Raw genomic sequence first — 25,440 nt, forward strand, 5'->3', positions numbered from 1 at the left:
TCGGCACATGCTGTTAGTTCGCTACGGCCTGAGCGGCAATCGCAAATGAACCAGACGATGTTACATGCGGAAACGCAACGTTACGAAACTCATGGCCGGCTGACGCATTTTTTCCTTCGACCGCTCACGGCAACGTGAGCGTGTGTTGAAGGAGAGACAAATGAAAAAGCTCATTCTCGCGTCCGTTTCCGGTTTGGCTTTGCTTGGCGTCGCCGCCTGCAGTGACAGCGGTACGGACAACACCACCACCCAGAGCACCAACCCGCCGGCCGCCGAGGAACCGATGAAGCCGGCCACCCCGGAAGCCACGCCGCCGGCCGCGACGCCTCCGGCAACGGATAATTCGACCACGAAGAGCATCACACCCGAGAAGCCCGCCGAGCCGGCTCCGGCAACACCAGCTCCTGCGCCCGCGCAGTAGTGAGCAAGCAGTACTTCTTGTGATGAATGAGGAAGGCCGGCTCGCGCCGGCCTTTCTCATGTCGTCCGAGCGCCGTGGGCCAATCCCTCTCGCGCGCCGGATCGATTTGTCGCGCAAAGCCTGCGGCACTGTCCCGGCTTGATAGGAGGGAGCGGTGGCTCTAAGAAGCAGGCCATGTCGATTTGGGATCGCCTCGGCGAGTTCATCACCCGCGTTTCATCCTCAACCTCGTCGGGTGTCGCCGACGTTGTCGAGGCTGTGCGCACGGTTTTCTCCGGCGATGCGGATTTGCGCCGGCGTGTCGCCTTTTCGGTGGCGATGATCGCGCTGTCGGCCAAGATGGCCAAGGCCGATGGCATCGTCACCCAGGACGAGGTGCGCGCCTTCCAGGAGATATTCGAAGTGCCGCCGAAGGAGACGCGCAATGTGGCGCGGCTGTTCGATCTCGCCCAGCGCGACGTGGCCGGTTTCGAAACCTATGCCGAGCGGATGGCCCAGATGTGCGGTTCGGGGCATTCCAACTGCGTGATGCTTGAAGACATACTCGACGGTCTGTTCCACATCGCCAAGGCCGACGGGCTGGTGCACGAGCGCGAAGGCCATTTCCTGCACCGCATCGCCGAGATTTTCCGCATCGACGAAGCGCATTACGAAGCCATCATGGCCCGGCACGTCAATCTCGGCGCCGGGGATCCCTATGTCGTGCTGGGCATCGAGCGCGGCAAGCCATTCGAAGAGGTCAGGAAACGCTATCGCAAGCTGGTTTCCGACAATCATCCGGATCGGCTGATCGCGCGCGGCCTGCCTCAGGAATTCATCAAGATCGCGACCACCAGGGTGGCGGCGATCAACGCCGCCTACGAGATGATCGAGCGGGGCCTGCGCCACGCATGAGCGGCTTTCTGCCCGACGAGCCACGTGCCGAAGTCAGGGTATCGCCGAATTTCGGCCCGCGGCGCGAGACACCCAGGCCTGACATGATCGTGCTGCACTACACCGGCATGGCGACCGGCGCCGGGGCCGAGGCCTGGCTTTGCGATCCGGCCAGCGAGGTCTCGTCGCATTATCTGGTCCACGAGAATGGCCATATCGTGCAGATGGTCAGGGAAAGCGACCGCGCCTGGCATGCCGGCAAGAGTTCGTGGTTCGGACGCGCCGACATCAATTCCTGTTCCGTCGGCATCGAGATCGTCAATCCGGGGCATTCGCTGGGCTATCCCGGTTTTCCCCGGCGGCAGATCGATGCCGTGATCGGGCTGTGCCGGGGGATCGCCGGTCGGCATTCGATCGCCGCCGAGCGGGTACTCGCGCATTCCGATGTTGCGCCGGGGCGCAAAATCGATCCCGGCGAGAAGTTTCCGTGGCGGACGCTATTCGAGGCCGGTGTCGGCCATCTCGTTACGGCCGCGCCCGTCAGGCGAGGCGCCACTCTGACAACCGGCGACACCGGCGGCGATGTCGAAGCGTTGCAGTCGATGCTGGCGCTCTACGGCTATGGCGTTGAAATATCCGGCGTTTTGGACCGGCAGACGGAGGCGGTGGTCGAAGCCTTCCAACGGCATTTCCGGCCGCGCAAGGTGGACGGCGTTGCCGACGGCTCGACGCTGCGGACGCTGCAAAGGCTGCTTGCTTCCGTGAAGCGCTAATCCCCGGGAGACCTCTCCCAAGCAATTCTTTCCAATCCTTAAGTTACAGGCTGTCACTCAAAGTGACTTGCCTGGCCTTGTTTGACACCAATTCGGGCGTCAAACGGCTGACGTGTAGATGTCGGACCCCAAGCCCCCCGGGTTGTTCCGACGTTGGTTAGGCGTTGCTGCGTGAACATCTTCGCGCGGTTCAGACAGAACAGGATCACATGCAGAAATTTACCGTTTTAACGGCAGTTCTTGCTGCCGGCGTAATGACTTTTGCCTTCAGTGCGGCGCATGCAGCGTCATTCAGCCCGCGGGCCGATCAAGGGTTTCCCGTGGTATCCGCAAAAAGCGGCAAGGCAGGCCACGACGCCAAGGCGACAAAGCAGGCATCCGCCAAAGCGGAGACGAAGCGGGCTTCCGCCAAAGCGGAAAAGGCAAGCTGGTCCAAAGCGAAGAAGTCCATTGTCAAAAGGCAGACGAAGCGCGGCCGCAAGACCGTCGACATGACGAGAACGGCATCGATCGGCCTCAGGAACGCGGCGGAGTCGACGGCCGCGGTGGCGAGCAGCGGCCAGTATTCCGCAATCGTTGCCCGCTATGCGGCGATCGAAGGCGTGCCCGTGTCGCTCGCCTCGGCGGTCATCAAGATCGAGAGCAACTACCGGCCCAACATCGTCGGCAGCGCCGGCGAGATCGGCCTGATGCAGATCAAGCCGGCCACGGCTCGGATGATGGGCTATAGCGGCTCCGCCAAGGGCCTGTTCGATCCCGACACCAACATCAAATACGGCATGAAATACCTTGCCATGGCACGGAGCCTCGGTGGCGGCACGACCTGCGGCACCATTCTGAAATACAATGCCGGACACGCCGCAACGCGGATGAACCCCGTGTCGGCAGCCTATTGCGGCAAGGTCAAGGTGCAGATGGCTGCGCTTGGATCGCCCGCATAAGTCAGCTTTTTCGTTTGCGTTTTCGGGCGTGAACCCCTTTATACGCTCTGCCAGCTGGCTGGGCGGCCGCACCCGCAAACGCCGAAAGGTCGTGGGTGAGGAAAGTCCGGGCTCCATGGAAACACGGTGCCGGTTAATGGCCGGCGGGGGCGACCCCAGGGAAAGTGCCACAGAAAGCAAACCGCCACGATCCGGCTTGCCGGATTCGGGGCAAGGGTGAAAGGGTGGGGTAAGAGCCCACCGCGCGACTGGCAACAGGAGCGGCACGGTAAACCCCACCGGGAGCAAGACCGAATAGGGACGGTGCGAGGGGAAACCCTCGAGGGCTGTTTCCGGCTCACCGTCCGGGTAGGTTGCGTGAGGCGCATGGCAACATGCGCCCAAGATGAATGGCCGCCACGTTCTCGCCTCGCAAGGGACGAGGGCCATACAGAACCCGGCTTACAGGCCAGCTGGCAATTTCTCTCCCCCGATATCAAGAGAAATCTCTTGAAATCAGCAGGTTGCGCCCTCGAGCGCGCCTGTTGATTCAAGCCTGTCCGGCCGTTCATCCGAGCCGGGAGCCGCTGATCCCGTCCAGCGACGTCTCGATCGCTTTCCAGAGCTCTTCCACCGGCTCGCAGCCGACCGAGAGGCGGACGAAACCGGCGGAGACCGCATCGCCTCGCTTCAGGCGCCGCTCGGCGGAGGTGTGGACGCCGCCGAAGGATGTCGCGGCCTGCATCAGGTCGCAATTGTTGATGAAATCTTCGGCCTTGTCCTCCGAGGCGAGTTCGAAAGAGATGAGAAAGCCGAAGCGCTCCATCTGGGCGCGGGCTAGGTTGTGCGACGGGTCGCCTTCCAGCCCGGGATAACGCAGGCCGCTGATTGCCTTGTGGCCCTGCAGTCGCCGCGCGATGACTTCCGCCGAGGAACACATGCGATCGAAGCGCACATCCAGTGTTTCGAGGCCGCGGTGCACCAGCCAGGCTTCGAACGGACCGGGAATGCTGCCGGAAACTTCGCGCCAGCCGGTCACGGCGGCGATGATATCGGCATTGCGACTGGCGACATGGCCGAACAGCACGTCGGAATGGCCATTGGGTGCCTTGGTGTCGGCGGCAACGACGATATCGGCGCCGTGGTCGAGCGGTCGTTGGCCGAAAGGGGTCATGGTCGTGTTGTCGACCACAAGAATCGCGCCGGTTTTGTGGACAGCATCGGCAACGGCGGCGATATCGCAGATATCCAGCCCCGGATTGGCAGGGGTTTCGACAAATGCCAGCCGATAGCCATCGAAGCCGCCATCGAGGAAGGTCGAAGTCGGCCTGACATCATAGGTGATGCCGAGCGGCTTGAGGAAGCGCTCGGCCAGCGCTCGTGTCGTGTGATAGCCGTCCGATGGCAGCAGGATACGGTCGCCGGCCTTGAGCACGGCAAAAAACGCCGCCGAGATTGCCGCCATTCCGGAAGGGAACGCGACGCAGGGCGCGTCCTCCAGATGGGCCAGCATATGCTCGACCGCGTCCCAGGTCGGGTTGCTGAATCGCCCGTACTGGTTGAAGCCGGTGGCGTCGCCGGGCGCATGAAAGATGGCGGCCATGATCAGCGGCAAGGGAATGGAATCGCCCATGGCAAGCCCGCTGCGACGCAGGTGAGGAAGCGCTGCAGCGCGTGACTTTGCTGTTTCAGACATCGAATTTCAGACCCTGTTGGTGACCGGCTGGATGTAGCGAGACGCTATGCCCGGCAGCGGCTCGCGGCAAGGCGCGTCCGGTTGGGCCAGGCGGCTCTAAACGGTTCGTTAGGCTTAATAGACCATAAAGACGAGACGTGTCGTCACGGCTGCTCTCTTTGGTCGGGGCGCGCGTGTTTGTGAAGCCTATTCCCGTTGACGCCCATAGTGCCCCATGATATCCCATCCAGACATCAAAGCCTTCGTTCCGTGTCAGGGTAAAGCGTACGCCAATCGGGCAGCCGCGGCGGCTGCGCGTTTGCTGGTTTTTGCCTGTGCGGACGAGGCTGATACGGGGCAGGGAACGCGCTGCGGCGGCGCGTGCGACAAGATGCAGAGGGGTGCGGCGGCGCAAGCGGCTGTAGCGTTTAATGGACCGGTTTCTGTCAAACACGGTGAGCAGGATCGATGCGAAGGGGCGGGTGTCCGTTCCCGCGCATTTCCGTGCCGTCGTGCAGAAGCGCGGCTATTCGGAACTCTATGCGCTGCGCTGCCTGGACCTGCCGGCGATGGATGTCGGCGGGCTCGACCTGCTCGACCGCTACGAGCAGCGCATAGCGCTCGAGGATCCCTTCCTGCAGACGGCGGACGATATGTCGTTCTTCTGCCATGGCGACGGAACCTTCTTGAAACTCGACCAGGACGGCCGCATCACGATGAGCGATTTCCTTCGCGAACACACCGGCATCTCGGCGGAAGTGGCCTTTGTCGGGCGCGGCAATTTCTTTCAGATCTGGGAGCCGGGACGGCTTGCCGCCTATGGGGCGCAGGCGCGGGCACGGCTTTTGCAGCTTCGGCAGGGGACGAAGCCTGGGGAGCGACCGGAATGACGGCAGGCCACGGCGATGACCTTCCTCGCGCCGTAGATGGGCACGCCGTTGGCGGATCGGCCCGCCACATTCCGGTCCTCCTTGCCGAAGTGCTCGAAGCACTGGCGCCGGCGCAGGGCGACCTCATCATCGACGGCACGTTCGGCGCCGGCGGCTACACCAGGGCCATTCTGGCGACAGGCGCCTCCGTGGTGGCGATCGACCGCGATCCGGATGCCATTGCGGCCGGGCGCGATCTTGAAGTGCAGTCGGGTGGTCGGCTGCGGCTGGTGCAGGCGCCGTTCTCGACGCTGGACGAACATGTCGAGAGCGCCGACGGGATCGTGCTCGACATCGGCGTGTCCTCGATGCAGCTCGACCAGGCGGAGCGCGGGTTTTCGTTCCGCGCCGACGGGCCGCTCGACATGCGCATGGCGCAATCGGGCCTCAGCGCCGCCGACGTCGTCAATTCCTTCAAGCCGGGCGATCTTGCCCGCATCTTCGGCTTCCTCGGCGAGGAGCGCCATGCCGGACGCATTGCCCGCATGATCGAGGCGCGCCGCGAAAAGCGCCCGTTCGAGCGCACGTTGGAACTCGCCGACGCCATCGAGACGCATATCGGCCGGGCGCCGAAGGACAAGATCCATCCGGCGACGCGCGTCTTCCAGGCGCTGCGCATTTTTGTCAATGACGAGCTTGGCGAACTGGCCAAGGCCCTGTTTGCGGCCGAACGCGCTCTGAAGCCGGGCGGACGGCTCGCCGTGGTCACCTTCCATTCTCTGGAAGACCGCATCGTCAAGCGTTTCATCGCCGACCGGGCCGACGTCGCGACCGGCTCGCGTCACCTGCCCGAGGCGCATGCGCGCACCGCGACGTTCCGCAAGGCGGGCGGCGGCGTGACGGCCGGCGACGCCGAGGTGGCGGCCAATCCGCGCGCCCGTTCGGCCAGGCTGCGCGCGGCGGTCCGCACCCAGGCGCCGGCGCGCGGCAGCGACTTTTCGATTTTCGGCCTTCCAAAGCTTCCCGGTATCGACCGGCCGGGGGAGAGGTAGCTAAGTGTTTCGTACCAGCGACATTGTCCTGATCGCCGTCATGGTTGCGGTCGCGGCCCTTACCTACAAGGCCAAGCGCGAGGCCGAGGAACAATTGGCCGCCGTGCAGAAGATCCATGCGCAGATACGCTATGAGGAGGACACGATCGACCTGCTCAAGGCCGACTGGAGCCTGCTTACCCAGCCGTCGCGGCTGCAGAAGCTCGCCGAACTCTACAAGTCGCAGCTCGAACTCGAGCCGGTCAGCGCCCGCCAGATCGGCGGTGTCGGCGACCTGCCGGCCAAATCCCTTGACATCCAGGACATCTTGTCGGGACGCCAGGGCGGCATGGCTGATAGTTCGGGCGGCAAGGCGCCGTCGGACGGCAGGGATCCCGTGGTGACCGGAGGCATCGCCCAATGATCGGTAAACTGCTGAAACGTCGCGCCAGGACGAGTGAAGATGGATCGATCGTGGTCGAGGGCGCCCGCAAGGCGACCGGCGGCAAGGGCAGGACGCGCATCGTCATGACGATGGCGGTGTTCTTCGGCATCTTCTCGACCATATCAGGGCGGCTGGTCTATCTCGGCTTCCAGACCCCCGATATGTCGGGCGGTCCGCAGAGCCGGGTGACGGCATCGCGGCCCGACATCGTCGACCGCAACGGCGAAGTGTTGGCCACGGACATCAAGACGGCGTCGCTGTTTGCAGAACCACGCCGGATTGTCGACGCCGACGAGGCGATCGAGAAGCTGTCGACGGTGCTTCCCGACATCGACTATGAGCAGACCTACCATAAGCTGAAGAGCGGCGCCGGTTTCGTCTGGCTGCAGCGGCAGCTGACGCCCAAGCAACAGTCCGACATCATGCAGCTCGGCATTCCCGGTTTCGGCTTCCGCACCGAAAAGCGCCGCTTCTATCCGAGCGGCGAAACCTCGTCCTACATTGTCGGGCTCACCAACATCGACAACCAGGGCATCTCCGGCATGGAGAAATATGTCGACGAGCAGGGGCTGAGCGACCTGCAGGCGTCGGGCCTTGCCATTGCCAAGGATCTCAAGCCGGTAAAGCTTTCGATCGATCTGCGCGTGCAGCATGTCGTGCGCGACGAGATCGCCGCCGGCCTGGAGCGCTATCGTGCCATGGGCACCGGCGCCGTTGTGCTCAACGTCAAGACCGGCGAAGTGGTGGCCATGGCCTCGGTGCCGGATTTTGATCCGAACAATCCCTACAACGCACAAGACAAGGACCGGCTGAATCGCATGTCGGCGGGCCTCTACGAGATGGGTTCGACCTTCAAGAGCTTCACCTCAGCCATGGCGCTCGATTCCGGCAAAGCGACGATGGCGAGCCGCTTCGATGCTTCGCATCCAATCCGGGTCGGCCATCAGGCCATTCACGATTTCCACGGCAAGAACCGTGTGCTGTCGTTGCCGGAGGTGTTCCTCTACTCGTCCAACATCGGGTCGGCCAGGGAAGCCGAGATGGTCGGCATCGAGGGGCATCGCGAATTCCTGCATCGCCTTGGCATTCTGGACAGGATGCAGACCGAATTGCCGGAGACTGCCCGTCCGACTGAACCGAAGGTCTGGAAACAGGTCAATTCATTCACCATCGCCTTCGGCCATGGCGTGTCGACGACGCCGCTGCAAGCGGCTGTGGGCTGCGCGGCGTTGATGAATGGCGGTTTCCTGATGAACCCCACCTTTCTGGTGCGGACGCAGGCGGAAGCGATGGCCACCGCCAAGAGAGTGGTGAGCGAAAAGACCGTCGAAGGCATGCGCTACCTCTATTCGCTCAATGCCGAAAAGGGCTCTGCCAGAAACGCCAGAGTCCCCGGCTACCGCGTTGGCGGCAAGACCGGAACCGCCGAGAAGGTCATCAATGGCCGCTACTCGAAGGACTTGAATTTCAACACCTTCGTCGCCGCCTTCCCGATGGACGATCCGCAGTATCTGGTGTTTACCATTGCCGATGCCCCGCACCCGGAAAAGCCCGGCATGACGGATGTCGCGGCTGCGAATGCTGGGGTTATGGCCGGCAATATCATCAGGCGTTCAGCTGCCATGCTTGGCGTGAAGCCAGATTTCAGCCATGAAAATGATGCAACGCTGGTTTCCTATCAGTGATTCTTAGGGCGCGCCGGCAACAGCGCGCTATTTTGTTGCGGTGAACGGGACTCGATGAAGCTCAGAGATCTAGCCGGTATCCTGCCCGTCGAGGGAATAGCTTCCGTCGATCTGGAGGTTACAGGGATTTCTTCGGATTCCCGCGAGGTAAAAGCGGGCGTTGTCTTTTTTGCGCTCGCCGGAACCAAGGCCGACGGTGCCGTTTATGCCGCAGATGCCGCCGCGCGCGGTGCGGCCGCGATCGTGGCGGGCAAGGGCAGCACCATTGCCGGGCTCCCGGTTCCGGTGCTGGCGGTCGACGATCCGCGCCTGGCGCTGGCGCAGAGTGCGGCACGCTATTTCGGCAAGCAGCCTGAGATCATGGTCGCGGTGACCGGCACCAGCGGCAAGACCTCGGTCGCAGCCTTCACCAGGCAGATCTGGGAGCAAGCCGGTTATGCCGCCGCTTCGATCGGCACCACCGGCGTGGTGGCGCCTGGGCGCAACGACTATGGTTCGCTGACAACACCCGATCCGGTCGCCCTGCATCAATTGCTGCGGGAATTGGCCGATGCCGGCGTCACCCACGCCTCGATGGAAGCCTCCAGCCATGGGCTCGACCAGCGCCGCCTCGACGGCGTGAAGCTGGCCGCCGGCGGCTTCACCAATCTCGGCCGCGACCATATGGATTATCATCCGACCATCGAGGATTATCACCGCGCCAAACTGCGCCTGTTCGACACGCTGCTGCCGAAGGGCGCGCCGGCCGTGATCTTCGCCGACGATCCATGGTCGGCGCCGACGACCGTGGCCGCAAAGGCTGCCGGGCTCAATGTGCTGACGGTCGGCCGCCATGGCGACTTCCTCAGGCTGAAACGGGTCGAGCACGAACGCCACCGCCAGCGGGCCGAAGTCGAGGCCGACGGCGTGCTCTACGAGATCGACCTGCCGCTGGCCGGTGATTTCCAGATTTCGAACGCGCTGGTTTCGGCGGGTCTTGCCATTTCCACGGGAACACCTGTCGCCAAGGCCTTGATGGCGTTGGAGAAACTGAAGGGCGCGCCGGGCCGGCTCGACCTCGTCGGCACCACCGGCAATGGCGCGCCGGTCTATGTCGACTATGCCCACAAGCCGGACGCGCTTGAAAACGTGCTGGCCTCGGTGCGGCCGTTCACCACCGGCCGCGTCATCGTCGTGTTCGGCTGCGGCGGCGACCGCGACCGGGGAAAAAGGCCGATCATGGGCGAAATCGCGACGCGGCTTGCCGATGTCGTCATCGTCACCGACGATAATCCGCGCTCCGAAGTGCCGGAAACGATCCGTGCCGCTATTTTGGCCGCTGCTCCAGGTGCCATCGAGATCGGCGACCGGCGCCAGGCGATCCACGAAGCGGTCGCCATGCTGCATGCCGGCGACACGCTGATCGTGGCCGGTAAGGGCCACGAGGAAGGCCAGACGATCGGCTCCGAGACCTTGCATTTCTCCGATCATGAGGAAGTCCGCGCGGCACTCACGGAGCGCGCAGCATGAGCTTGCTGTGGACCTCCGAAGCGCTGGTTGCCGCCATGGACGGGCGGCCGCTCGGGCCGATGCCGGATGGCATTTCAGGCATTTCGATCGACAGCCGCAGCCTGCAGCCGGGCGACGCCTTCTTCGCCATCAAGGGCGAGGCGATGGACGGCCATGACTTCGCAACCGCCGCCATCAAGGCTGGCGCTGGCGTGCTGGTGGTGGCCGAAGGCAAGCTGCCGTCGCTCGGCCGGCTGACAGCGCCGATCATCGTCGTCGAGGACGTGCTGGTCGCGCTGGAAAAGCTTGGAGTTGCATCGCGCGCCCGCTCGAGCGCGAAAATCATCGCTGTGACCGGTTCGGCCGGCAAGACCACCACCAAGGAAGCGCTGCGCCATGTGCTGCAAGCCGTAGGCAAGGTGCATGCCTCGGCGCAGTCCTTCAACAATCACTGGGGCGTGCCGCTGACCTTGGCGCGGATGCCTGATGATTGCGACTATGCCGTGTTCGAGATCGGCATGAACCATCCCGACGAGATCCGTCCGCTGGTCAAGATGGTGAGGCCGCATGTCGCCATCGTCACCATGATCGCGGCGGCGCATCTCGGCTTTTTCCGCAATCTGGACGAGATCGCCAAGGCCAAGGCCGAGATTTTCGAGGGGCTGGAGCCCGAGGGGGCCGCCGTCCTCAACCGCGACGATGCCCGCTTCAAGCTGCTCGACAAGATGGCCCATGCCGCCGGTGTCGAGCACGTCTACGGCTTCGGCGAGAATGCGCGCTCTACCTTCAAGCTCACCAAATGCGAACTGCATGCCGATCATTCCGACATCACCGCGAGGATCGGCGGCCACGAAGTGCCGGCGCGGATCGGCGCGCCCGGCCGCCATATGGTGCAGAACGTGCTGGCGGTGCTGGGTGCGGCGCATCTGGTCGGCGCCGATCTCGACAAGGTTGCTTCAGCGCTGGCCGATCTCTCCGCCGAGCGCGGGCGCGGCAAGCGCCATGTGCTGCGCCATCCCGGTGGCTCGACTTCGAGCCACCCCGGTGGACTGATCACGCTGATCGACGAAAGCTACAACGCCAATCCGGCATCGATGGCTGCTGCGATGGCGTTGCTCAACGCGACGCCGGTGACGGGCGAGGGCCGCCGCATCGCCGTGCTCGGCGACATGCTCGAACTCGGCGACCATTCGACCAAGCTGCATGCGGCCCTTGCCGATCTCATCGTCGGCACGGGCACGCAGACCGTTTTTCTTGGCGGCCCGGAAATGCGGGCGCTGGCCGAAGCGCTGCCGGCTGAGATCAAGACGGAATACCGCGCCGGTGTCGAGGAGCTGAAGCCGGTGCTGCTTGCCGCGCTCAAGCCGGGTGACGTGGTGATGATCAAATCGTCGAAGGGCATCGGTTTTGTAAAACTGGTCGATGCGCTGCTGGGCAAATTCCCGGCTGAATCGACAACCAGAAAACAGACCTAGGTCGGGGGACGAAAGCGCATGTTCACACTGCTCGTCGATTTTGCGGACAAGGTCTCGGTCTTCAATGTCTTCCGCTACATCACCTTCCGCACCGGTGGGGCGCTGATCACGTCGGCGCTGATCGTCTTCATCTTTGGACCGACCATCATCAATTCGCTGCGGCTGCGGCAAGGCAAGGGCCAGCCGATCCGCGCCGACGGGCCGCAGACTCATTTCAAGAAGGCCGGCACGCCGACCATGGGCGGGCTGATGATCCTGTCGGGCATCATCGGCTCGTCGCTTTTGTGGGCGAACCTGTCCAGCATCTACGTCTGGGTGGTGCTGCTGGTGACGCTGGGCTTCGGCTCGATCGGCTTTTACGACGACTATCTGAAGGTGACCAAGCAGTCGCATCTCGGCTTTTCCGGCAAGGCACGGCTGGCGCTTGAGTTCGTCATCGCCGGCATCGCCGCCTGGGTGATCATGCACAATGGCCAGGCGCCGTTCTCGTCGTCGCTGACTTTTCCCTTCGCCAAGGAATTCATCGTCAATCTCGGCTGGTTTTTCATTCCGTTCTCCTGCTTCGTCATCGTCGGCGCCGGCAATGCGGTGAACCTGACCGACGGCCTTGACGGCCTGGCGATCGTGCCGATCATGATCGCGGCTGCCTCCTTCGGCGTCATCGCCTATCTCTCCGGCAACGCCGTGTTCGCCGAATATCTGCAGATCCATTTCGTGCCCGGCACCGGTGAACTGGCGGTCGTGCTCGGCGCGGTCATCGGCGCTGGCCTCGGCTTCCTCTGGTTCAACGCGCCGCCGGCGGCGATCTTCATGGGCGACACCGGATCGCTGGCCATGGGCGGCCTGATCGGCACCGTCGCGGTCGCCACCAAGCATGAGATCGTGCTGGTCATCGTCGGCGGATTGTTCGTCGTCGAAATCCTGTCCGTCATCATCCAGGTCGGCTACTTCAAGATGACCGGCAAGCGGGTGTTCCTGATGGCGCCGATCCACCATCATTTCGAAAAGCTCGGCTGGACCGAAAGCCAGGTGGTGATCCGCTTCTGGATCATCGCCGTCATCCTGGCGCTGGTCGGCCTGTCGACCCTCAAGCTGAGATAGGAAGCCCTTTGATCCCCGCCGCATCCTTTTCAGGCAAGCGCGTTTCGCTCTTCGGGCTCGGTGGCTCGGGGATCGCGACGGCGCGCGCGCTGATCGAGGGCGGCGCGGACGTGCTGGCCTGGGACGACAATCCCGACAGTGTGGCCAAGGCCGCCATTGCCGGTATCGCGACCGCTGATTTGCGCGGCGCCGACTGGGCGAAATTCTCGGCCTTCGTGCTGTCGCCTGGTGTGCCGCTGACGCATCCCAAGCCGCATTGGACGGTGGAACTGGCGCGCGGCTCAGGCGTCGAGATCATCGGCGATATCGAGCTTTTCTGCCGCGAGCGGATGCTGAGCGCGCCGACAGCGCCTTTCATCGCCATCACCGGCACCAACGGCAAGTCGACGACGACCGCGCTGACCGCTCATATCCTGAAGGCTGCAGGACGCGATACCCAGATGGGCGGCAATATCGGCCGCGCGGTGATGACGCTCGATCAGCCCGAGCCCGATCGGCATTATGTCGTCGAGTGTTCGTCCTACCAGATCGATCTCGCGCCCTCGATCAATCCGACGGCCGGCATCCTGCTCAATCTGACGCCCGATCATCTCGACCGCCACGGCACCATGCAGCACTACGCCGCGATCAAGGAGCGGCTGGTGGCCGGCAGCGAGACGGCGATCGTCGGCATCGACGATTCCTGGTGCGCGCAGATTGCCGAGCGGCTGGAGCGGGCGGGGCGGCATGTCATCCGCATTTCCAAGCGCCTGCCGCTGACCGACGGCTATTTCGCCGATGGCAGCAATTTGATGGAAGCTGTGCACGGCCGTTACAGCCGTGTCGCCTTCCTCGAAGGCATCGGCTCCTTGCGTGGCCAGCACAATGCCCAGAACGCTCTGGCTGCGGTCGCCGCTTGCCTCAAGGTCGGGCTGGAGCTTGGCGAGATCCAGTCGGGGCTGGAAAGCTTTCCCGGCCTCGCGCACCGCATGGAGCAGGTCGGCCGCAAGGACCATGTGCTGTTCATCAACGATTCCAAGGCGACCAATGCCGATGCTGCGGCGCCGGCGCTGTCGAGCTTCGCGCGCATCTACTGGATCGCCGGCGGCCTGCCCAAGGAAGGCGGCATCGAACCCTTGCGCGGTTTCTTCCCGCGCATCGCCAAGGCCTATCTGATCGGCGAGGCGGCGCCGGCGTTTTCGGCGACGCTGGGCGAGGCCGTGCCCTACGAGATTTCAGGCACGCTGGCCGCGGCGGTCGAGCACGCCGCGCATGATGCGGCTAAGGACGACAGCGGCGAGGCGGTGGTGCTGCTGTCGCCGGCCTGCGCCAGCTTCGACCAGTTCAAGAATTTCGAAGTTCGCGGCGAAGCCTTCAGGCAAGCTGCGAATGCTATCGAGGGTGTGAAACCCATCGGAGGGGCACGATAATGCAGAGCCGTCTCGACAAAAGTCCGGTTGCGACCTGGTGGTGGACGATCGATCGCTGGTTCCTGGCGGCGTTCCTGTCGCTGATGGGCCTCGGTATCGTGCTGTCCTTCGCGGCGAGCCCGGCGGTCGCCGAACGCATCGGCCTCGACAGTTTCCACTTCGCCACCAGGCAGATCATCTTCACCGTACCGGCGCTCGGCGTGATGCTGGCTGTGTCGTTCCTCGATTCCAGGCAGATCCGGCGCATGGCGCTGATCATGCTGTGCCTGATGCTGGTGCTGATGGTGGCGGTGCTCTACATCGGCGTCGAGGTGAAGGGCGCACGCCGCTGGGTGTCGCTTGCCGGCCTGTCGATCCAGCCGTCGGAATTTTTGAAACCAGCCTTCGTCATCATGTGCGCCTGGCTTTTCGCTGAGCACAAGCGCCAGCCCGACATTCCCGGCAATCTGTTCGCCATGTTGCTGCTGGTACTGGTCGTGTCGCTGCTGGTGGCGCAACCGGATCTCGGCCAGACCATGCTGACGACCGGCACCTGGGGCATCATGTTTTTCATGGCCGGGCTGCCCTGGCTGTGGATCGTTGCGCTGGGTGCCGCCGGCGTCGGCGGCGTTTTCGCCGCCTATACGGTGTTCCCGCACGTTGCCCTGCGCATCGACAAGTTTCTTACCGGCGAAGGCGACACATTCCAGGTCGATATGGGACGCGACGCGCTGATCAATGGCGGCTGGTTTGGCGTCGGACCAGGTGAGGGCACAGTCAAGCGGGTCATTCCCGACAGCCATGCCGACTTCGTCTTCTCGGTCGCAGGCGAAGAGTTCGGACTGATCATGTGCTTCTTCATCATGTCGATATTCGCCTTCATCGTGCTGCGCGGGCTCAACACGGCGCTGAAGGAACATGACGATTTCACCCGCTATGCGGTCGGCGGCCTCGTCACCGTCTTCGGCCTGCAGGCGGTCATCAACATGTGCGTTAACCTCCAGCTTGTGCCGGCCAAGGGCATGACGCTGCCGTTCATCTCCTATGGCGGCTCCTCGCAGATCGCCATCGCCATCTCGATGGGGATGGTGCTGGCACTGACACGCAAGCGGCCGGAAAAGCGCAAGCAGATGGGCTTTGGCCTGTCGCAACGCGCCGTGCCGGCGGAGTGATATGGCCAGAGGCGTCATCCTTCTCGCGGCAGGCGGCACCGGTGGGCATCTTTTCCCGGCCGAGGCGCTGGCGCATGAGCTGAACGAGCGCGGCTGGTCGGTGCACCTGGCAACCGACGACCGTGCCGAGCGTTTCGCCGGCCATTTTCCGGCCGCTGCCGTCCACCCGATCCAGTCGGCGACGATGGGCTCGAAAAACCCTTTTGCCCTGCTTGGTGCCTTCTGGAAAATCTGGCGCGGCGTGCGCCAGGCTTCTGCCGTCATCGCCAGGATCAAGCCGGATGCCGTCGTCGGCTTCGGCGGCTATCCGACCTTGCCGCCGCTCTACGCGGCGACACGGCGCAAGGTACCGACCCTGATCCATGAGCAGAACGCGGTGATGGGGCGCGCCAACCGGGCGCTGGCCGGCCGTGTCGACGCGATCGCCGGCGGCTTCCTGCCGCAGGACAGCAGTGCAGCCGGGGTCAAGACGGTGACGACAGGCAATCCGGTCCGGCCTGCGGTGCTGGAAGCGGCCAAGACTGCCTATGCGGCATCTGCCGGGGATCAACCGTTCCGCCTGCTGGTTTTTGGCGGCAGCCAGGGCGCCCAATTCTTTTCCGATGCCGTGCCGGGAGCCATTGCGCTGCTTTCCGACGCCCAGCGCAAACGGCTGGTCATTACCCAACAAGCGCGCGCCGATGACGTGGCGCGGGTCAAGGCGGCCTATGCCACCCTTGGCGTCGCCGTCGAGGTCTCGCCCTTCTTCACCGATATGGCGGCACGCATGGCGGCCGCTCATCTGGTGATCTCGCGTTCCGGCGCCTCGACCGTCTCGGAGATCGCCGTCATCGGCCGGCCGGCACTGCTGGTGCCTTACCCCCATGCGCTCGATCACGATCAGGCGGCGAACGCGGCGGCCCTTGCCGCTGCCGGCGGCGGCGAAGTGCATCCGCAATCCTCGCTCTCGTCCGAACGCATCGCAGCGCTTGTCGGCGGGCTGATGGACGACCCCGGTCGGCTGACGGCGATGGCGGCGGGTGCGAAATCGGCCGGCAGGCCGGACGCGGCACGGTTGCTCGCCGATCTTACAGAGGCTATTGCGTCCAAAAAAACCGTTTCGGATTTCAGGAAGGGGACGCAAGCATGAAGATGCCGCAGACCATCGGCCTTGTGCATTTCATCGGCATTGGCGGCATCGGCATGAGCGGCATTGCCGAAGTGCTGCACAATCTCGGCTACAAGGTGCAAGGGTCCGACCAGGCCGAAAGCGCCAATGTGCAGCGGCTGCGCGACAAGGGCATTGAATGCTTCGTCGGCCATAGGGCCGAGAATCTCGGCGATGCCGAGGTGGTGGTCGTCTCGACGGCGATCAAGAAATCCAACCCTGAGCTGAAGGCCGCGCGCGAAAAGCTGCTGCCGATCGTGCGCCGGGCCGAGATGCTGGCCGAACTGATGCGCTTTCGCCAGGCGGTGGCGATCGGCGGCACGCATGGCAAGACGACGACGACCTCGATGGTGGCGACCTTGCTCGATGCGGGCGGGCTCGATCCGACCGTGATTAATGGCGGCATCATCAATGCCTACGGCACCAACGCCCGCATGGGCGACGGCGAATGGATGGTGGTCGAGGCCGACGAGAGCGACGGCACCTTCCTGAAACTGCCGGCCGAGATCGCGGTCGTCACCAACATCGACCCCGAGCATCTTGACCACTATGGCAGCTTCGACAAGGTGCGCGAGGCGTTCCGCCAGTTTGTCGAGAACGTTCCGTTCTACGGTTTTGGCGTGATGTGCACCGATCACCCCGAAGTGCAGGCGCTGGTCAGCCGCATCGAGGACCGCCGGGTCATCACCTATGGCGAGAATGCGCAGGCCGACGTGCGCTTTACCAATCACCGCATGTCAGGTGCCATTTCGGAATTCGACGTGGTGATCCGCGACCGCAAGACCGGCGGCCAGACTGTCATAGCAGGCCTGCGCCTGCCGATGCCCGGCCGTCACAACGTCTCCAACGCGACGGCAGCAATCGCGGTCGCGCACGAACTCGGCCTGTCGGCCGAGGCGATCAAGAAGGGCCTGTCGTCCTTCGCCGGCGTCAAGCGCCGCTTCACCCATACCGGTTCGTGGGACGGCGTCGAAATATTCGACGATTACGGCCACCATCCGGTCGAGATCTCGGCGGTGCTGAAGGCGGCGCGCAGCGCCACCCAGGGTCGTGTCATCGCCATTGCCCAGCCGCATCGCTTCACCCGGCTGCATGATCTGTTCAACGAGTTTTCCACCTGCTTCAACGACGCCGACACGGTAATGGTGGCGCCGGTCTACGCGGCCGGCGAAGAGCCGATCGACGGCGTCAGCTCGGACGCGCTGGTGTCGCGCATCCGCGCCGGCGGTCATCGCGACGCGCGCTACATCGAGGGCCCGGCGGCGATTGCGCCCATCGTCCGTGATCTGGCCAAGCCGGGCGATTTCGTCGTCTTCCTTGGAGCCGGCAACATCACCCAATGGGCCTATGCGTTGCCCAAGGAGCTTGGCGGGACCGTCTCATGATGCACGGCCAGGCCCTGATCGACAGACTTGGCGACCGGCTTGCCGGCCTGCGTGGCCGCCTGACGCCGAACGCCGAGATGGACAAGATCACCTGGTTCCGTGCCGGGGGGCTGGCTGAAGCGTTGTTCCAGCCGGCCGATGAGGAGGACCTTGCCGCGTTCCTCAAAGCCGTTCCCGAGGAGATACCGCTGACGGTCGTCGGCGTCGGCTCCAACCTTCTGGTCCGCGATGGCGGCATCGAGGGCTTTGTCATTCGGCTTTCGGCCAAGGGCTTCGGCGATGCCGAGGTGATTTCGCCAATCAGGATCAAGGCGGGAGCTGCGACCCCCGACAAGCGCGTCGCAGCGGTGGCGCTCGAGGCCGGCATTGGCGGCTTTCATTTCTACCACGGCATTCCGGGTGCAATCGGCGGTGCGCTGCGAATGAATGCCGGCGCCAATGGCGTCGAGACGCGCGAGCGCGTCATCGAAGTGCGAGCACTCGATCGCAAGGGCAATGTGCAGACGCTGAGCAATGCCGATATGGGATACGCCTATCGCCATTCGGCGGCTCCTTCCGGGCTGATCTTCACCTCCGCCGTGTTCGAAGGCTTTGCCGAGGACAGGGCGACCATCAAGGCTGCGATGGAGGCCGTGCAGAACCATCGTGAGACCGTGCAGCCGATCCGCGAGAAGACCGGCGGCTCGACCTTCAAGAATCCCGACGGCACATCGGCCTGGAAGGAGATCGACAAAGCGGGCTGCCGCGGCCTGATGATCGGCGGCGCGCAGATGTCGCCGATGCATTGCAACTTCATGATCAACACCGGAACCGCGACCGGCTACGACCTTGAATATCTCGGCGAGACGGTGCGCACGCGGGTGCTGGAGAATTCCGGTATCCGGCTGCAATGGGAAATCAAGCGCATCGGCAATTTCCGGCCAGGGCATGCCGTTCAGGAGTTTCTCGGGCAGCTCCTTTAAGGTGCGCTGATATTCAGGTGATGCTCCGCTCCGGTTCTCGAAAGCCATCGTTTTCGACTCGGCCTGACCTGAATCTCGACACACCTAGCGCGTGTTGAAGTTCATGTGATGCATGAACTTCAACGAGGCGAAAAACGGTCCGCGACCGTTGCCGCAAAGACTCAACGACACGCTTTTCGCATCCATTTTCTCAGAAAGTGAATCTCTCGGAATCGTAAGCACTTGCCAGTGAATCAACTCTCTGATTCTCTGCTCGAAAGCGTTTCCTGATTTGAGTCGTTCGACGCGTTTTCAGCGTTTTCCGTCTGGGGGGCAACCTGCCGGGAGACTCTGACTCAATGTTGCGGAAAATCTGGTTTTGGTCCGCCGTGAGAGAGGGGATGCCGGGGAATGAAAAACAAGCATGTGGCCGTCCTGCTGGGTGGTTTTTCGTCCGAGCGGCCCGTGTCCCTGTCCTCCGGAAAGGCTTGCGCCGATGAGCTTGAGAAGGAAGGTTACCAGGTCACCCGCGTCGATGTCGGGCGCGATGTCGGCTCCGTGCTTGCCGAGCTCAAGCCCGATGTCGCCTTCAATGCGCTGCACGGCCCCTTCGGCGAGGACGGTACCATCCAGGGCATCCTCGAATATCTCGGCATTCCCTACACCCATTCCGGCGTGCTCGCCTCGGCTCTGGCCATGAACAAGGAGCAGGCCAAACGGGTTGCCAAGGCGGTCGGCATCGTGGTCGCCGAATCGAAGGTCGCCAGCCGCTTCGCCATCCAGAACAAGCATCCGATGAAGCCGCCCTATGTGGTCAAGCCGGTCAATGAGGGCTCAAGCTTCGGCGTCGTCATCGTGCATGAAGGCCAGTCGCATCCGCCGCAGGTTCTTGGCTCGTCGGAATGGAAATATGGCGATACCGTCATGGTCGAGCGCTACATTCACGGCAGGGAGCTGACCTGCGCGGTGATGGGCGATGTGGCGCTGGGGGTCTGCGAGGTCATCCCGACCGGCCATTCCTTCTACGACTATGATTCAAAATATGTCGCCGGGGGATCAAAGCACGAATGCCCCGCAAAAGTTTCACCGAATATTTACCAAAAAATACAAACACTGGCGCTCAAGGCTCACCAAGCGATCGGCTGTCGGGGCGTTTCCCGGTCGGACTTCCGTTATGACGATCGGCATTCCGAAAACGGCGAGATTGTCTGGCTCGAGGTCAACACCCAGCCGGGTATGACGCCGACGTCCTTGGTGCCTGAAATCGCCGCCCATGCCGGGCACTCGTTTGGCGATTTGTTGAGTTGGATGGTGGAGGACGCTTCGTGTCTGCGTTGAAATGGGGACAGGGTAGGGAGAGGGGCGCGGCCGGTCCGGCGCTGTTCGGCCTGTCGTTGTCGTTGGACCATTTCGTGCTGCCGCGGATGCTGCGCCGCCCGGTGCGCATTATGGCGCGCCTCGGTGTCGGAGAATTCCAGGCGCCACGCTTTTCCGCGGCCATGATGTCGGCCGTGCTGATTTTCTCGAGCAGTGCCTATGGCGCCTATCTCGGCGGTCATGTCGACGGTATCGTGCAGAGCATCACCGCCCGTACCGGATTTGCCGTCGATCAGGTCAAGGTGGTGGGCAATCGCCAGACCTCGGAAATCGATATACTCGACAGGCTTGAACTCGACGGCTGGACGTCGCTGATCGGCTTTAATGCCGAGGCCGCGCGGGAACGAATTGCGACCTTGCCGTGGATCGAGGTCGCGGCGGTGCGCAAGGTCTATCCGCATACGCTGGAAGTGCGTGTCGAGGAGCGTGAGGCTTTCGCGCTCTGGCAGCAGGGTGACGAGCTTTCGGTCATCGAGAGGAATGGCGCCATGATCGCGCCGTTCTCGGGCGGCAAGCAGGTGCTTCTGCCGCTGCTGATCGGCACCGGCGCGCCGGCGAGCGCGCCCGATTTCCTGGCCAAGGTCGAAAAATATCCCGAGCTCGCGAACCGGATCAAAGGTTATATCCGTGTCGGCGAACGGCGCTGGGACCTGAAGCTGGACAATGGCATCACCATCAAGCTTCCCGAGGACGACGAGGATCAGGCGCTCGCCGAACTCGTGAAGATGGATCATGACAACGGTTTGCTGTCGCGCGACATCGCCGCCGTCGACATGCGCCTGACGGACCGGCTGGTCGTGCAGTTGACGGCGGAAGCGGCGACGCAGCGCGAAGCCGCCCTCAACGAGAAACCCAAGAGCCTGAAGCGCAAGCCGGAGACGAAGATATGAGCTGGCTTGGCAGTCCTGGCGATGCCGCGTCGCGCCGGTCTGGCACCCTGACGGTGCTGGATGTCGGTTCGAGCAAGGTCTGCTGCATGGTGGCCAAGCTCAAGCCGTGCGATGACGGCAAGCTGCTGCGCGGCCGTTCGCACCGGATCCAGGTGATCGGCATCGGCCATCAGAAGTCGCAAGGCGTGAAGTCAGGTGTCGTGGTCGATCTCGACAGGGCGGAGCATGCCATCCGCCTTTCCGTCGACGCAGCCGAGCGCATGGCCGGGCTGACGGTCGATTCGCTGATCGTCAACATGACGGCCGGCCGGCTGAAGAGCGAAGCCTTCTCCGCCACCATCAATCTTGGCGGCCACGAGGCCGACGAGGCCGACATCAAGCGCGTTCTCGGTGCTGGCGCCAAGCAGGCGCTGAAGGCCGAGCGCGAAGTGATCCATTCGCTTCCCGTCGGCTTCTCGCTGGATGCCGAACGCGGCGTGCGCGATCCGCGCGGCATGGTCGGCGACGCACTCGGCGTCGACATGCATGTGCTGACCGGCGACGCCGCGCCGATGCGCAATCTGGAGCTGTCCATCAACCGTTCGCATCTGTCGGTCGAGCGCATGGTGGCGACGCCCTATGCCAGCGGGCTGGCGGCGCTGGTCGACGACGAGCTGGAAATGGGTGCGGCCTGCATCGACATGGGCGGCGGCACGACGACGATCTCGGTGTTTTCGGAAGGCAAGTTCGTCCATGGCGATGCCATCGCCATCGGCGGCAACCATGTCACGCTGGACATGGCCAAGGGGCTGTCGACCTCGCTTGATGCCGCCGAACGGCTGAAGGTGATGCATGGTTCGGCGCTGCCCGGCAGCGCCGACGATCGCGACCTGGTCTCGATCCAGCCGATCGGTGACGATGGCGACGTGCCCTTGCAGATCCCGCGCTCGGTGATGACGCGCATCGTGCGCGCCCGCATCGACGAGACGCTCGAACTGCTGCGCGACCGGCTGAACAAGTCCGGCTATGGCAATGCAGTGGGCAAGCGTGTGGTTCTTACCGGCGGCGCCAGCCAGCTTGCCGGCCTGCCGGAGGCGGCGCGCCGCATCCTGGGACGAAATGTGCGCATCGGCCGCCCGCTCGGCGTGGCCGGCCTGCCGGAAGCGGCGAAGGGGCCGGCCTTCTCGGCCGCGGTGGGGCTTCTGATCTACCCGCAGATGGCGAGCTTCGAGAGCCATCCGGCGAAAGGAATTTCCGGTCTCAAAATGACCGGAACGGGCGGAAAACTGCATCGCATGAGTCAGTGGTTGAGAGACAGTTTCTAAAATTGACGGGGACAGCCCCATAGGCGGCCGCGGCGGCGAAGCGGCGTGAAAGGCAAAGGACGGAGACAATGACCATCAATCTGCAAAAGCCGGACATCACCGAGCTTAAGCCGCGCATCACCGTGTTCGGTGTCGGCGGCGGCGGCGGCAATGCCGTCAACAACATGATCACCGCCGGTTTGCGCGGCGTCGAGTTCGTGGTGGCCAACACCGACGCTCAGGCGCTGACCATGTCGAAGGCAGGCCGCCTGATCCAGCTCGGCGCTCACGTCACCGAGGGGCTCGGTGCGGGATCGCAGCCGGAAGTCGGCCGTGCAGCGGCGGAAGAGTGCATCGATGAAATCCTCGATCACCTGACCAACACCCATATGTGCTTCGTGACAGCCGGCATGGGCGGCGGCACCGGCACCGGTGCTGCTCCCGTCGTTGCCCGCGCAGCGCGCGAAAAGGGCATCCTCACCGTCGGCGTCGTCACCAAGCCGTTCCACTTCGAAGGCCAGCGCCGCATGAAGACCGCGGACTTCGGCATCGAGGAATTGCAGAAATGCGTCGATACGCTGATCGTCATCCCCAACCAGAACCTGTTCCGGCTGGCCAATGACAAGACCACCTTCGCCGATGCTTTCGCCATGGCCGACCAGGTGCTCTATTCCGGTGTCGCCTGCATCACCGACCTGATGGTCAAGGAAGGCCTGATCAATCTCGACTTCGCCGACGTGCGCTCGGTCATGCGCGAGATGGGCAAGGCGATGATGGGCACCGGCGAGGCTTCGGGCGAGGGCCGCGCGATGGCCGCCGCCGAAGCGGCGATCGCCAACCCGCTGCTCGACGAGACCTCGATGAAGGGCGCCAAGGGCCTGCTGATCTCGATCACCGGCGGCCGCGACCTGACGCTGTTCGAAGTCGACGAAGCGGCGACCCGTATCCGCGAGGAAGTCGACCAGGACGCCAACATCATCCTGGGCGCCACTTTCGACGAGGAACTCGAAGGCGTCATCCGCGTCTCGGTGGTTGCCACCGGCATCGACAAATCGGCGGCTGAAATCGCCGCTGCGCCGATCTCGATCCGCACGGCGCCTCCGAAGCCGGTCAGCCGCCCGGTGGCTCAGATCGCGGAGGCTCGCCCGGCGCCTGTTCAGCAGGCGGCCTACGAGCCACGCGCTGTCGACCCTGTCGCCGAAGCCATCCAACTGGCCGAAGCCAATGCCGCGGCGATGGCGCAGGCGCGCCCGGCTCCTGTCGCTCACGCAGAAGATTTCCGCCCGCAGAGCAAAATCTTCCAGGCGCCGCCAGCACAGCCGATGCCGCAGCCGGTGGTCCAGCAGATGCAGCCGGCCCCGCAGCCGCGCGAGATGCTGCGCGAAGCCCCGCAGCCTGTTGCCATGGCGCCTCAGCGTATGCCGCGCGTCGAGGACTTCCCGCCGGTCGTCAAGGCCGAGGTGGATGCCAAGAGCCGCCCGGTTGACCACGAGAACAACAGCGGACCGATGGGCCTGCTGAAGCGCCTGACCAACGGACTGACCCGCCGCGAGGAAGAACCCGCAAGGCTGCAGCCGGCGCAGCCGCGCGAGCCCAAGCTGCGCCAGGCCGCGCCCGAAGTGCGCCGCCTCGCCAGCCAGGATGCGCAGCTCTATGCGCCGCGCCGTGGCCAACTCGACGATCAGGGCCGCCTGACGCCGCAGGTGAGGACGACTCAGGAAGACGATCAGCTGGAGATTCCGGCGTTCCTGCGCCGCCAGGCCAACTGATTGGTAAACGGACTGTAACATTTGTTAACAGGCAAGCGAGGAATCGCTTGCCTGTTAACGTTTTAAATGATGTGATTTCAACAACTTACAAAGTCGCACCCATTCCAGTTCGCGGTTACACAGAGTAAGAAACCGTGATTTGGAGTCTCCCTGACGGGACATTATCTTCGCTGCCTACGATCATCGGTTTGCCGGGATTTCGGGGGAAGTCGCCCTGCCAGCCGATTCACACAAGAGCCGCGCCCTCGGGCTGGAGAAGCGGACCTAGGCATTACGGGCTTATGGGGATTGTCTTGCACGACTATCAGACGACATTGAAGACGCGCGCGTCGCTTACCGGCACCGGCGTCCACAGCGGCAAGGAAGTGTCCATCAGCTTCATGCCGGCGGATGCCGACACCGGCATCGTTTTCCAGCTTTTCAACGGTGCCGAGCAGGGCCGCGAGTTTCGTGCCCTGGTTTCGGAAGTCGGCGCCACCGACCTGTGCACCATGCTTGGTGATCCCGCCGGCGAGCATATCGCCACGGTCGAGCACATCATGGCGGCGCTGTTTGGGCTCGGCATCGACAATGTCGCTGTCGAGATCGACGGTTCCGAGGTTCCGATCTTCGATGGCAGCGCCATGGCGTTCGTCGAAGCCATCGACCAGGCGGGCATCGAGACGCTTTCGGTCAAGCGCCGCTATATCAGGGTCATCAAGCCGGTCCGCATCGAGAACGGCGCCTCGTGGGCGGAGTTTCGGCCCTATGACGGAACCCGTTTCGAGATCGAGATCGACTTCGAAAGCCCGGCGATCGGCCGTCAGCTGTTTGCCTCCGACCTCAATGCCGATATTTTCCGTCGCGACATCGCGCGCGCCCGCACCTTCGGCTTCATGAAGGATGTCGAGCGGCTGTGGGCTGCAGGCTATGCGCTCGGCTCCTCGCTGGAGAATTCGCTAGTGATCGGCGACGACAACCGCGTCATCAACATGGGCGGCCTGCGCTATCCCAACGAATTCGTGCGCCATAAAACGCTGGATGCCATGGGCGACCTGGCGCTGGCCGGCGCCCGCTTCATCGGCTGCTTCCGCTCCTATCGCGGCGGCCACAGGATGAATGCCGCGGCCCTGCGCCGCCTGCTGTCGGATCGCACGGCGTTCGAGATCGTCGAGACGACGCGCCGGGAGCGTGGCCGCAGCGCCGAGATGAACGCCGTCAACGCGCCGCTCTACGCGCCCTGGATGATCTGATTTTCCCAGTTTTTTCGGGTTCCATGGGCGATTGCGCGTGTTGCAGGAATGCACCACCTGCCAGTGAAATTGCATTGATGTCCAAGCTGCGTCCGGCCGC

The 25,440-nt window shown here is 63.7% G+C and carries 22 protein-coding genes and 1 other RNA gene; 22 read left to right on the forward strand and 1 reads right to left on the reverse strand.

Annotated features, from left to right (window positions below; translation table 11 throughout):
- Positions 1-160 precede the first annotated feature (160 nt).
- The 5 genes from P3C39_RS04090 (at position 161) to rnpB (ending at position 3,468) form a co-directional block, all read left to right on the forward strand.
- The gene (locus P3C39_RS04090; RefSeq protein ID WP_013530943.1) at positions 161-421 is read left to right on the forward strand and encodes a hypothetical protein; all 261 of its coding nucleotides are present in this window, start codon (positions 161-163) and stop codon (positions 419-421) included.
- Positions 422-595: 174 nt separating this feature from the next.
- Positions 596-1,315 (forward strand): DnaJ family molecular chaperone, encoded by a 720-nt coding sequence (locus P3C39_RS04095; RefSeq protein WP_063172494.1) that lies wholly within the window; start codon positions 596-598, stop codon positions 1,313-1,315.
- On the forward strand, positions 1,312-2,067 hold the full coding sequence (locus P3C39_RS04100; protein ID WP_275952726.1) for an N-acetylmuramoyl-L-alanine amidase: 756 nt from the start codon (positions 1,312-1,314) through the stop codon (positions 2,065-2,067). Before P3C39_RS04095 ends, P3C39_RS04100 begins: the two co-directional genes overlap by 4 nt.
- Before the next feature lie 209 nt (positions 2,068-2,276).
- A complete protein-coding gene (locus tag P3C39_RS04105) occupies positions 2,277-3,008 on the forward strand; it encodes a transglycosylase SLT domain-containing protein (RefSeq protein ID WP_275952727.1) in 732 nt (243 codons plus the stop codon).
- A gap of 50 nt (positions 3,009-3,058) precedes the next feature.
- Positions 3,059-3,468, forward strand: an RNA gene (gene rnpB, locus P3C39_RS04110) — RNase P RNA component class A.
- An 87-nt stretch (positions 3,469-3,555) separates the two neighbouring features.
- Here rnpB and P3C39_RS04115 read toward each other — a convergent pair.
- The gene (locus P3C39_RS04115) at positions 3,556-4,683 is read right to left on the reverse strand and encodes a cystathionine gamma-lyase (RefSeq protein WP_275952728.1); all 1,128 of its coding nucleotides are present in this window, start codon (positions 4,681-4,683) and stop codon (positions 3,556-3,558) included.
- A gap of 410 nt (positions 4,684-5,093) precedes the next feature.
- Here P3C39_RS04115 and mraZ point away from each other — a divergent pair, with 410 nt between their 5' ends.
- From mraZ to lpxC, 17 genes are all read left to right on the forward strand, one after another.
- Entirely contained in the window at positions 5,094-5,552 is a 459-nt protein-coding gene (gene mraZ / locus P3C39_RS04120) for a division/cell wall cluster transcriptional repressor MraZ (RefSeq protein ID WP_013530948.1), read from the forward strand.
- Positions 5,549-6,583: a 16S rRNA (cytosine(1402)-N(4))-methyltransferase RsmH gene (rsmH, locus tag P3C39_RS04125; protein ID WP_027160638.1), complete on the forward strand. Its 1,035-nt coding sequence runs from the start codon at positions 5,549-5,551 to the stop codon at positions 6,581-6,583. The genes mraZ and rsmH overlap by 4 nt, the downstream gene beginning before the upstream one ends.
- A gap of 4 nt (positions 6,584-6,587) precedes the next feature.
- The gene (locus P3C39_RS04130; protein WP_013530950.1) at positions 6,588-6,986 is read left to right on the forward strand and encodes a hypothetical protein; all 399 of its coding nucleotides are present in this window, start codon (positions 6,588-6,590) and stop codon (positions 6,984-6,986) included.
- Positions 6,983-8,692: a penicillin-binding protein 2 gene (locus tag P3C39_RS04135; RefSeq protein ID WP_275952729.1), complete on the forward strand. Its 1,710-nt coding sequence runs from the start codon at positions 6,983-6,985 to the stop codon at positions 8,690-8,692. The genes P3C39_RS04130 and P3C39_RS04135 overlap by 4 nt, the downstream gene beginning before the upstream one ends.
- 54 nt (positions 8,693-8,746) lie before the next feature.
- A complete protein-coding gene (locus P3C39_RS04140) occupies positions 8,747-10,201 on the forward strand; it encodes a UDP-N-acetylmuramoyl-L-alanyl-D-glutamate--2,6-diaminopimelate ligase (protein WP_275952730.1) in 1,455 nt (484 codons plus the stop codon).
- Entirely contained in the window at positions 10,198-11,655 is a 1,458-nt protein-coding gene (locus P3C39_RS04145) for a UDP-N-acetylmuramoylalanyl-D-glutamyl-2,6-diaminopimelate--D-alanyl-D-alanine ligase (protein ID WP_275952731.1), read from the forward strand. The genes P3C39_RS04140 and P3C39_RS04145 overlap by 4 nt, the downstream gene beginning before the upstream one ends.
- Positions 11,656-11,673: 18 nt before the next feature.
- A complete protein-coding gene (gene mraY / locus P3C39_RS04150; RefSeq protein WP_013530954.1) occupies positions 11,674-12,756 on the forward strand; it encodes a phospho-N-acetylmuramoyl-pentapeptide-transferase in 1,083 nt (360 codons plus the stop codon).
- Positions 12,757-12,764: 8 nt separating this feature from the next.
- The gene (gene murD, locus P3C39_RS04155; protein WP_275952732.1) at positions 12,765-14,165 is read left to right on the forward strand and encodes a UDP-N-acetylmuramoyl-L-alanine--D-glutamate ligase; all 1,401 of its coding nucleotides are present in this window, start codon (positions 12,765-12,767) and stop codon (positions 14,163-14,165) included.
- Positions 14,165-15,316 carry a putative lipid II flippase FtsW gene (gene ftsW, locus P3C39_RS04160; protein WP_013530956.1) on the forward strand — a complete coding sequence of 384 codons (1,152 nt, stop codon included), beginning with the start codon at positions 14,165-14,167 and terminating at the stop codon, positions 15,314-15,316. The genes murD and ftsW overlap by 1 nt, the downstream gene beginning before the upstream one ends.
- Position 15,317: 1 nt before the next feature.
- Positions 15,318-16,445: an undecaprenyldiphospho-muramoylpentapeptide beta-N-acetylglucosaminyltransferase gene (murG, locus tag P3C39_RS04165; protein ID WP_275952733.1), complete on the forward strand. Its 1,128-nt coding sequence runs from the start codon at positions 15,318-15,320 to the stop codon at positions 16,443-16,445.
- Positions 16,442-17,848, forward strand: coding sequence for a UDP-N-acetylmuramate--L-alanine ligase (gene murC / locus P3C39_RS04170; protein WP_013530958.1), 1,407 nt, complete (start codon positions 16,442-16,444; stop codon positions 17,846-17,848). The genes murG and murC overlap by 4 nt, the downstream gene beginning before the upstream one ends.
- Complete coding sequence (gene murB / locus P3C39_RS04175) at positions 17,845-18,810, forward strand: UDP-N-acetylmuramate dehydrogenase (RefSeq protein ID WP_013530959.1); 966 nt, start codon at positions 17,845-17,847, stop codon at positions 18,808-18,810. Before murC ends, murB begins: the two co-directional genes overlap by 4 nt.
- A gap of 390 nt (positions 18,811-19,200) precedes the next feature.
- Complete coding sequence (locus P3C39_RS04180) at positions 19,201-20,127, forward strand: D-alanine--D-alanine ligase (RefSeq protein ID WP_275952734.1); 927 nt, start codon at positions 19,201-19,203, stop codon at positions 20,125-20,127.
- A complete protein-coding gene (locus P3C39_RS04185; RefSeq protein WP_024501462.1) occupies positions 20,115-21,056 on the forward strand; it encodes a cell division protein FtsQ/DivIB in 942 nt (313 codons plus the stop codon). Before P3C39_RS04180 ends, P3C39_RS04185 begins: the two co-directional genes overlap by 13 nt.
- A complete protein-coding gene (gene ftsA, locus P3C39_RS04190; RefSeq protein WP_013530962.1) occupies positions 21,053-22,360 on the forward strand; it encodes a cell division protein FtsA in 1,308 nt (435 codons plus the stop codon). The genes P3C39_RS04185 and ftsA overlap by 4 nt, the downstream gene beginning before the upstream one ends.
- A gap of 68 nt (positions 22,361-22,428) precedes the next feature.
- Entirely contained in the window at positions 22,429-24,108 is a 1,680-nt protein-coding gene (ftsZ, locus tag P3C39_RS04195; RefSeq protein WP_027160634.1) for a cell division protein FtsZ, read from the forward strand.
- Positions 24,109-24,389: 281 nt separating this feature from the next.
- On the forward strand, positions 24,390-25,340 hold the full coding sequence (lpxC, locus tag P3C39_RS04200; RefSeq protein WP_013530964.1) for a UDP-3-O-acyl-N-acetylglucosamine deacetylase: 951 nt from the start codon (positions 24,390-24,392) through the stop codon (positions 25,338-25,340).
- The last annotated feature ends 100 nt before the right edge of the window (positions 25,341-25,440 follow it).

The sequence above is a fragment of the Mesorhizobium sp. XAP4 genome (assembly GCF_029269325.1).
GTDB classification, from domain to species: Bacteria; Pseudomonadota; Alphaproteobacteria; order Rhizobiales; family Rhizobiaceae; genus Mesorhizobium; species Mesorhizobium ciceri.

Bases quoted from the DNA above. Each gene is read 5' to 3' on its own strand.
- murB (WP_013530959.1), top strand. From the start codon at position 17,845: ATGATGCACGGCCAGGCCCTGATCGACAGACTTGGCGACCGGCTTGCC.
- P3C39_RS04180 (WP_275952734.1), top strand. From the start codon at position 19,201: ATGAAAAACAAGCATGTGGCCGTCCTGCTGGGTGGTTTTTCGTCCGAG.
- mraZ (WP_013530948.1), top strand. From the start codon at position 5,094: ATGGACCGGTTTCTGTCAAACACGGTGAGCAGGATCGATGCGAAGGGG.
- P3C39_RS04135 (WP_275952729.1), top strand. From the start codon at position 6,983: ATGATCGGTAAACTGCTGAAACGTCGCGCCAGGACGAGTGAAGATGGA.
- ftsA (WP_013530962.1), top strand. From the start codon at position 21,053: ATGAGCTGGCTTGGCAGTCCTGGCGATGCCGCGTCGCGCCGGTCTGGC.
- P3C39_RS04140 (WP_275952730.1), top strand. From the start codon at position 8,747: ATGAAGCTCAGAGATCTAGCCGGTATCCTGCCCGTCGAGGGAATAGCT.
- murG (WP_275952733.1), top strand. From the start codon at position 15,318: ATGGCCAGAGGCGTCATCCTTCTCGCGGCAGGCGGCACCGGTGGGCAT.
- P3C39_RS04145 (WP_275952731.1), top strand. From the start codon at position 10,198: ATGAGCTTGCTGTGGACCTCCGAAGCGCTGGTTGCCGCCATGGACGGG.
- P3C39_RS04090 (WP_013530943.1), top strand. From the start codon at position 161: ATGAAAAAGCTCATTCTCGCGTCCGTTTCCGGTTTGGCTTTGCTTGGC.
- murC (WP_013530958.1), top strand. From the start codon at position 16,442: ATGAAGATGCCGCAGACCATCGGCCTTGTGCATTTCATCGGCATTGGC.
- rsmH (WP_027160638.1), top strand. From the start codon at position 5,549: ATGACGGCAGGCCACGGCGATGACCTTCCTCGCGCCGTAGATGGGCAC.
- P3C39_RS04100 (WP_275952726.1), top strand. From the start codon at position 1,312: ATGAGCGGCTTTCTGCCCGACGAGCCACGTGCCGAAGTCAGGGTATCG.
- ftsW (WP_013530956.1), top strand. From the start codon at position 14,165: ATGCAGAGCCGTCTCGACAAAAGTCCGGTTGCGACCTGGTGGTGGACG.
- P3C39_RS04095 (WP_063172494.1), top strand. From the start codon at position 596: ATGTCGATTTGGGATCGCCTCGGCGAGTTCATCACCCGCGTTTCATCC.
- P3C39_RS04115 (WP_275952728.1), bottom strand. From the start codon at position 4,683: ATGTCTGAAACAGCAAAGTCACGCGCTGCAGCGCTTCCTCACCTGCGT.
- lpxC (WP_013530964.1), top strand. From the start codon at position 24,390: ATGGGGATTGTCTTGCACGACTATCAGACGACATTGAAGACGCGCGCG.
- P3C39_RS04105 (WP_275952727.1), top strand. From the start codon at position 2,277: ATGCAGAAATTTACCGTTTTAACGGCAGTTCTTGCTGCCGGCGTAATG.
- mraY (WP_013530954.1), top strand. From the start codon at position 11,674: ATGTTCACACTGCTCGTCGATTTTGCGGACAAGGTCTCGGTCTTCAAT.
- ftsZ (WP_027160634.1), top strand. From the start codon at position 22,429: ATGACCATCAATCTGCAAAAGCCGGACATCACCGAGCTTAAGCCGCGC.